The organism is uncultured Pseudophaeobacter sp. (assembly GCA_905479575.1).
Classification (GTDB): Bacteria; Pseudomonadota; Alphaproteobacteria; order Rhodobacterales; family Rhodobacteraceae; genus Pseudophaeobacter.
The window spans coordinates 48,180-55,329 of the sequence record CAJQNB010000062.1; the positions used below are offsets into that span (position 1 = coordinate 48,180).

General features: G+C 58.1%; 7 protein-coding genes and 1 tRNA gene. 4 read left to right on the plus strand and 4 right to left on the minus strand.

The genetic code is table 11. From position 1 onward, the window contains the following. The first annotated feature begins 304 nt into the window (after window positions 1–304). Window positions 305–907 carry a class I SAM-dependent methyltransferase gene (locus QZ268_RS15540; protein WP_295454463.1) on the plus strand — a complete coding sequence of 201 codons (603 nt, stop codon included), beginning with the start codon at window positions 305–307 and terminating at the stop codon, window positions 905–907. 142 nt (window positions 908–1,049) lie between these two features. Here QZ268_RS15540 and QZ268_RS15545 read toward each other — a convergent pair whose 3' ends face one another. From QZ268_RS15545 to QZ268_RS15560, 4 genes are all read right to left on the minus strand, one after another. Further along, on the minus strand, window positions 1,050–1,799 hold the full coding sequence (locus QZ268_RS15545; RefSeq protein WP_295454465.1) for a DeoR/GlpR family DNA-binding transcription regulator: 750 nt from the start codon (window positions 1,797–1,799) through the stop codon (window positions 1,050–1,052). Continuing rightward, window positions 1,799–3,484: an ABC transporter permease subunit gene (locus QZ268_RS15550; RefSeq protein ID WP_295454466.1), complete on the minus strand. Its 1,686-nt coding sequence runs from the start codon at window positions 3,482–3,484 to the stop codon at window positions 1,799–1,801. The genes QZ268_RS15545 and QZ268_RS15550 overlap by 1 nt, the downstream gene beginning before the upstream one ends. Then, window positions 3,481–4,515, minus strand: coding sequence for an ABC transporter ATP-binding protein (locus QZ268_RS15555; RefSeq protein ID WP_295454468.1), 1,035 nt, complete (start codon window positions 4,513–4,515; stop codon window positions 3,481–3,483). Before QZ268_RS15555 ends, QZ268_RS15550 begins: the two co-directional genes overlap by 4 nt. Before the next feature lie 81 nt (window positions 4,516–4,596). After that, on the minus strand, window positions 4,597–5,604 hold the full coding sequence (locus tag QZ268_RS15560; RefSeq protein ID WP_295454470.1) for an ABC transporter substrate-binding protein: 1,008 nt from the start codon (window positions 5,602–5,604) through the stop codon (window positions 4,597–4,599). A gap of 206 nt (window positions 5,605–5,810) precedes the next feature. Between QZ268_RS15560 and hisN the strand changes: the two genes are divergently transcribed. The 3 genes from hisN to QZ268_RS15575 all read left to right on the plus strand — a co-directional run bounded on the left by hisN (window position 5,811) and on the right by QZ268_RS15575 (window position 7,056). Then, window positions 5,811–6,617 (plus strand): histidinol-phosphatase, encoded by an 807-nt coding sequence (hisN, locus tag QZ268_RS15565; protein WP_295454471.1) that lies wholly within the window; start codon window positions 5,811–5,813, stop codon window positions 6,615–6,617. 91 nt (window positions 6,618–6,708) lie between these two features. Beyond that, entirely contained in the window at window positions 6,709–6,885 is a 177-nt protein-coding gene (locus tag QZ268_RS15570; protein WP_295454473.1) for a hypothetical protein, read from the plus strand. A gap of 97 nt (window positions 6,886–6,982) precedes the next feature. Further along, a tRNA-Cys gene (locus QZ268_RS15575) sits at window positions 6,983–7,056 on the plus strand. The last annotated feature ends 94 nt before the right edge of the window (window positions 7,057–7,150 follow it).

Here is a 7,150-nt window from a genome sequence, read left to right on the forward strand (position 1 = left end):
TTCAAAGCGGTTAGCTATTAAATTTCTGAGGATTCAGATCACAGTAGGCCTTGTTACCTTGCGATAAGTTTAATCACGGGCTGAAGTGGTCCCCGCAGGCCGGACCGTTGGCTAAGGTGGCGTTGCAAGCTCTGCGGTGCAGCCCGTCATTCCCGAGTCCCCTGGACAGCATTGGATCAGGACTTTACGAAGAAAGCCCCCTCGTTTCAGCCGTTGAATTTGCGGGCTGTGGTCAATAAAGAAAACAGTACAAACTGAAAACCATGGAGAGTGGTGCTCTTCTGGGTTCGGAAATGAGTAGAGTGTGAAACAGGCTGTGGCTGAACTAAAGGTCGATTTTGTCAGCGGGTCAGTCGCGCACCGCCTGCGGTTCGGTGGCGGCCGTGGTCAAGACTTGGCAAAGGCTATGGGGCTGCGGGCGGGAAAAACGCCAACGATCGTTGATGCAACTGCAGGGCTGGGCCGCGATTCATTTCTCCTGGCCTCTCTGGGTGCGCAGGTGACCTTGATAGAGCGATCGGAGAAAATGCATGCCTTACTGGCGCAGGGCATGCAACGCGCCGAGCAAGAAGGCGGTCAGTTTCGCGAAATTATCAGCCGCATGACTCTGTTAAAGGGCGACTCCAAAGATTTGATCCCCGCGTTATCCTGCGACGCAATATTAATAGACCCGATGCACCCTGAACGGAAAAAGTCAGCACTGGTGAAACAGGATTTGCGTCAGGTTCGAGAACTGGTCGGCACCGATGATGACGCAGCCGATTTGGTTCGCATAGCGATTGAACACGCGCAAAAACGAGTGGTTCTCAAGTGGCCTGCAAAAGCAGATCCGATAGCTGGGGTTCAGAAATGCACCCACCAAATTCGCGGCAAAACAACGCGGTACGATGTTTTTATGGTCGGCTAAGCAAGGCCATGTCGCCCAACTGTTGCAACACCCAGGGCCCGCCCCCAGACTGGATCGGCGAGCACTGCTATTCCAGCCGCCCCGCGGTTTTATCTGCAGGTTTACCAGTCTGACCGCGCCCTGAGGCAGCCATCAAAACAGACTAAAGGACTTCGATATCGATGGTTCGGAACTGGTCAAGCAGGGCTGTGGCGGCGGTATGGTTGGTGATCACCGTTGTGATCTCTGCCACGTCCCAAGCACGCACGCGATTGGTGGTGCCCAGTTTTGTGTGGTCAGCCAACGCCACTGTCCGCCGCGCCTGCGCTGCCATCGCGATGGAGATTTCGGCCTCCTGCAGGTCATAGAAATATGAACCTTTTTCCGGGTGCAGAGCAACCGGGGCGGAAAAGCACAGATCGACCTCAAAACGCCGGATTTCTGACAGGGTAAGCTCGCCCACTGTTGCGGGCACGTCTGCGGCGATCCGCCCCCCCAGCAGGATCACATCCATTCCGCCAGCCTGCAAGGTGGTGGCAATGTCCAGCGAATTGGTGATGACGGAAACCCCCGGAACCTTCACCAGTTCGCGGGCAAAGACAGCGGTGGTTGATCCGGCATCCACCATGATCGTCTGACCGGGCTGGATCAGGCCGACGGCTTTTTTTGCCATTTCGGATTTTGCCCGGATCTGGGTCGTCATCCGTTGGTGAAAAGGATCCTCGGAGCGGGCCTCTGGCAGGATGGCACCGCCGTGGACGCGTACAACTTTGCCGATCTCTTCCAGGTCGAGCAAATCACGGCGCACGGTTTCGCGCGAAACACCCAGCATCCCGGCCAGATCATTGGCGCTGACCTGCCGGTTGGCCGTAATCATCGACACAATCCGCTGATGACGCTCCTTTGCCCACATCAGACCGTCCCTTTGCTCCGACTGCGACGCCCCATCAGCGCCAAGGTTGCCTTCATTGACAAGACCGCTACACAGACCACCGCCATCACGCAAGTGGAGAAGGCTGCGGCCTGTGACGTCAGCCCGGCATCGTCCAAGCGCATGATCGTCACGGCGGCGACGCTCAGGTTTGGCGTGGTCAGGAAAACCACAGCCGAAAGCGTCACCATGGAGCGCATGAAGAGGAAGAAAAAAACAGAAACCAGCATCGGCGCAATAAAGGGCGCCACGATGTCGCGCGCCGTGCGGCCCAGCCCAGCGCCAAGGCTTCCGGCGGCTTCTTCCAGCGCCGCGGGCAATTGGCGAAACCCTGTCATCACTGTCAGGAACCCCTGTGTGTGGTAATGGTAGAAGTTGACGATGGCGATCAGCGCAGCGGTGCCATACAGCAGGTAAAGCGGCGTCGCAGTGGAGTTAAAAGTCAGGATATAGGCCAGCCCCAGGACCATGCCCGGCACGGCGGCAGGCATCGCCGCAAGGATCTGGATCGGCTGGGCAAGGCTCTGCGGCAGGCGGCGCAGGCCGAGGCCCAGCATGAACACCGCAATGGTGCCGCCCACAGCGGCTGCCAAAGAGACAAGGATCGTCATCCAAAGTGACGAATACCCCCCTGCCAGGGTGATGTTGTAGTGTTTGAACGACAATGACATGTTGTAGGGCCACAGCTTCACAAAGCTGGCATAGACCACGATCCCGATCACAGCGACAATGGCTGCACAGATCACCAGCGAGACAGCAGCCATGCTCAGGTCGCGCAGCGGTGCAAAGCTGGGCTGGTATGCGACCTGCCCGGTGGTCTGTCCGGCCTGCTGCCGCTTCATCGCTTGGCGTTCGATACTGTAGGAAATGACCGTGGGCAGCAGCAGCATAATGCCAACCACGGCGCCCATGTTAAAGTTCCTCTGACCAACGACCTGGCTGTAGATCTCTGTGGCCAATACGGAGTAATCGCCGCCGATCACCGCAGCATTGCCAAAGTCGGTGATTGTGATGGTAAAGCAGACAAAAGCTGCATTCAGCACCCCAAATCGCGCGGCTGGCAGGGTCAGATCGCGAAACTGCCGCCAAGGCGACGCCCCCATGACCTCTGCGGCCTCATAGGTGCGGGCATCCAACAGGACCAGAGCCGCGCCAATGATCATCACCGCCTGCGGCAGTGCATAAAGCGTATTGGCGATCAGTAGCCCCCAAAACCCATAGATCTCGATCTCAACCCCAAGCGCCCGGCTGATGACGCCATTGCGCCCCAGCAAAAAGATAAGCCCCAGCGCCTGCACCAGAGACGGCGCCAGCAATGGCAGCACGATCACGCTGCGGATCAGCCATTTGCCCCTGAAGGCGCAGCGGTATAGCCCATGGGCAATGATGAAGCCCAGAAAGACACTGAGCACCGTGGTGGCGCCCCCCATCGCCAACGAATGCCGCGTCGCCCGCCAGAAACCGGCAGAGCCGAGGACCTCGGTATAATTGCCGATACCGTAGCTGTCTGCGACGGTGATGGAGCGCAGGAAGACGATCACCATCGGGTAGGCGAAAAACAAGATCAACCCAAGCAACGGCAGGCCTACGCAGGCAAGTGTCAAAAGGCGATCGCCGTCAAAGTGACGGTGCAATGCAGGGCGGGAGGTCTGGTCGGTGGTGTTCATGCTGTAACGGTCTTTGGCTGATCCACGTCATCAAGAACCCAGGTACAGGCCTGTGAGGCGATGCTCAGATTTACGGAGTCTCCAGTACCACAGGGGGCCCTGCCGTGTGTTTCGACCAGGAGAGGTCCGGCCGGGCTATCCACTTCCAGGCGCTGCAAATTGCCCAGAAAACTGATGTTTCGCACTGTGGCGTTGCCGTTCTGATCAGGTGTCAGGACGATCTGCTCGGGACGGATACAGGCGAGATATGTCTTGTTATCGGCGGGACAGGTGGACATCAGTTCCGGGAAATGCTGTCTCACCTCTTGGGTCGACAACAGGTTGCTGCTGCCCATGAACTCCGCCACAAACCGCGTGGCAGGACGGTGGTACAGATCTTCCGGCGTGCCTGCCTGCACGACGATGCCGTGGTTCATACAGATGATCTTGTCCGCAAGCGCCAGGGCCTCTTCTTGATCATGGGTCACCATAAGCGTTGGAATTTCCAGGGACCGCTGCACCTGGCGGATCTCGTCGCGCAGGGTGGCGCGGACCTTTGCATCCAGCGCCGAAAGTGGTTCGTCCAGCAACAGCACCCGTGGATCGACGGCAATCGCCCGCGCCAATGCGATCCGTTGTTGCTGCCCGCCAGACAGCTGGCCGGGTAGCTTGTCAGCCACCTGTGGCAGTTTCACCAGATCCAAAAGCTCCGTCACCCGTTCCGCAATTTCAGCGGCGGGAATATCGCGGATCTTCAGACCATAGCCGATGTTTTCAGCCACGCTCATGTTTGGAAACAGCGAATAAGACTGAAAAACGATACCAAAGCCACGCTTGCGTGCAGGCAGGTCGGACAGCGCCGCCCCCTCCAGGGTGATTTCTCCGCCATCCAGATCAGCCAATCCAGCGATCAGACGCAGCAGGGTGGTCTTGCCGCATCCAGAAGGGCCCAGAAGGCAGACAAATTCGCCCTTCTCAATTTCGATCGAGACGCGATCAAGCGCGGTGAAGGTACCATAGGTTTTTGTGGCGTCACGGACGGTTAAATACATAGGGGATCTTTCCTGGCGTACGGGCGGCTGGGTACCGGCCCGGGTAGACGTGGGGCGACCCTGGCCGCCCCAGTGTTTGGCTCAGCGGCCGAACTTCTCTTTCCATAGCGCCTTCACCGAAGACTGCTGCGTCGAGGCCTTAACAAAATCCACATCCGCGAGGATTGTCGAAATATCGGCAGGCAGGCCAGCCGCCTCTGCGGCTTTGGAGGCATCAACACCCGGCACTGTGATCAGGGCTTTGTAGGTCTGATACAGCCCGATGGCCTCATCCGACATGGTCCAATCCAGGAACGCCTTTGCGGCCTCCTTGTTGTCCGAACTTGCCATCAGGCCTGAGGCTTCCAGCTCATACCCAACGCCACCTTCGGGAAAGACCATGGCCAGCGGATAGCCTTCCTCAATCGACTGCATCGCGGTAAAGGCCAGCGAGATCCCGACGGTGTATTCCCCCACGCGGGCCGCTTTGCACGGCTTCGACCCAGAGGAGGTATACTGCGCCATGTTTGGATCAACCGCTTCAAGCTGGGCCCAGCCGGCCTCTTCTCCCATGCCCTGCAAGACAGCGTTTACATGCAGGTAGCCGGTGCCGGAAGAGTTTGGATCAGGCATCACCACCTCACCTTTGAAGGCCGGATCTTGCAGATCCGTCCAGCTGGTTGGCATCGTTAGCCCCTTCTCCTCCAGCCGCGCAGTATTGACGCAGAAGGCGCCCATGTAGCCAATCGGGGCGAACCATTTGCCATTTTCGCCTCGGAACGTGTCGGGCAGCACCTCGACACCCGAGGCCTGATACGCTTCCAGCATCTCAAGGATCTGTGGGTCCATCATGGCGCTGACCGCCCAGCCCCAGATCACATCTGCCTGCGGATTGCCCGCTTCGGCCAGCAGCCGCGCGCCGAGCTTGCCGGTGGAAAGACGCAGAACGTTGATCTTGGTATCGGGCATAGCGGCCTGCGCTGCGGCAACATATGCGGCGATCTCTTCTTCTTCCAGCGCGGTGTAAACCGTCAGGTCATCGGCAAGGGTGGGTGCGGCAAAGCCAAGGGCTGCCAGCGAGAGTGCGGTGGTCTGCATCCAGGTTTTCATCGTGATCTCCTTGTTGGTCCATATCTGTTGGCCCGGACCTGTATCCGGAAAGCTGCGGGTCCTTGTGATGACCCGTTCTGATTGCCCCGCTCTGTTTTTAAACTTGGGGTTATTTGTGTAGTCTTGCGTTTTTGTGGCATTTGTCTACAACAAATTCTCAACACCGATGCCCAAAGCCCGCCAACCCGCGCAATTGAGGAATTTTTATGCAGATGATGACGAATCTTTCTGAACCGGAGATGCTGGCCCAGTTTGCTGATCGATTGGCCAATACCACCGATGCCATGGCCATGAGCTATTTCCGCAACCCGCTGGACATCGAATCAAAAGCGGACGATTCGCCCGTTACCCAGGCGGACCGCGCCATCGAAGAAGAAATGAGGCGGCAGATCACGGAGACCTTTCCAACCCATGGGATTCTCGGCGAAGAACAGGAATCCATACGGTTGGAGGCCTCCCATTTGTGGGTCATTGACCCAATCGACGGCACAAAGAGTTTTCTGTCCGGCATGCCAACCTTTGGGACGCTGATCGCCTGCATGACCGATGGCAGCCCCGATCTGGGGGTTGTTTCAATCCCGCCCACCAGCGAACGCTGGGTCGGCCAGCGTGGCAAGCCCACCCTGCTCAACGGCAGAGCCTGCAAGACCAGCGCAAAGGCGCAGCTTGCCGATGCGATCCTTTATACTACCAGCCCCGACAGCTTTGACGCAGCGGGTTTGGCGCAGTTTGAGACCCTGTCCAAACGGGCTGCTCTGCGGCGGTTTGGCGGCGATTGCTATGGCTACGGACTGCTGGCTTCGGGGCATGTGGACCTCCTGTTCGAGATGAACCTGCAACCCTATGACTACATGGCCCTTATTCCGGTCATAGAAGGCGCAGGCGGCGTGATTTCCGACTGGGATGGACAGCCGTTGACGCTGGCCTCCGAGGGAAAAGTCATCGCAGCCGCCAGCACCGCGCTCCACGCAGAAGCGCTGGCAGCCCTGCGCAGCGACGGCCTAAACCGCTAGTCCCGCCCCATGTTTGATCCCAAGGACTGATTATGTGATCCGTCAATGGTGGCTCTGCCGCTGTGCAGCAGATCGGGACGGGAATGGGGCCATGACCTGGGGCATATCTGCGGCCTGTCACGCCACCACAGCCGAGCGTTTTCGGGCCAATGACAAGGGTGAAACCATCGCTGCACACCCCAGTAAAATGCGCCAACATAGCCCCCATTCCACCCGGCTTGTTCGCCAAAACACATCTGCCCAGCAGCCCATTGATTTTCGCGCCTAATTGTCGTTTTGCCCCTTGCGAACAAAAGGGAACAGAAATAGAAGGTGTCGCAGACTGTGTGGCAGGACACCACGTGCCACGGTTAAGTCCTTGAAAAGGCGAGTTGGCGGAGTGGTGACGCAGCGGATTGCAAATCCGCGTACACCGGTTCGATTCCGGTACTCGCCTCCATTTAAAAACAATCACTTACATCACTCCTTGCCGTGTTTGAGGCCCCGCGTTTACAGGGGCGTTTACATTTTTGTGTCTTGAGACAGTGATTTTG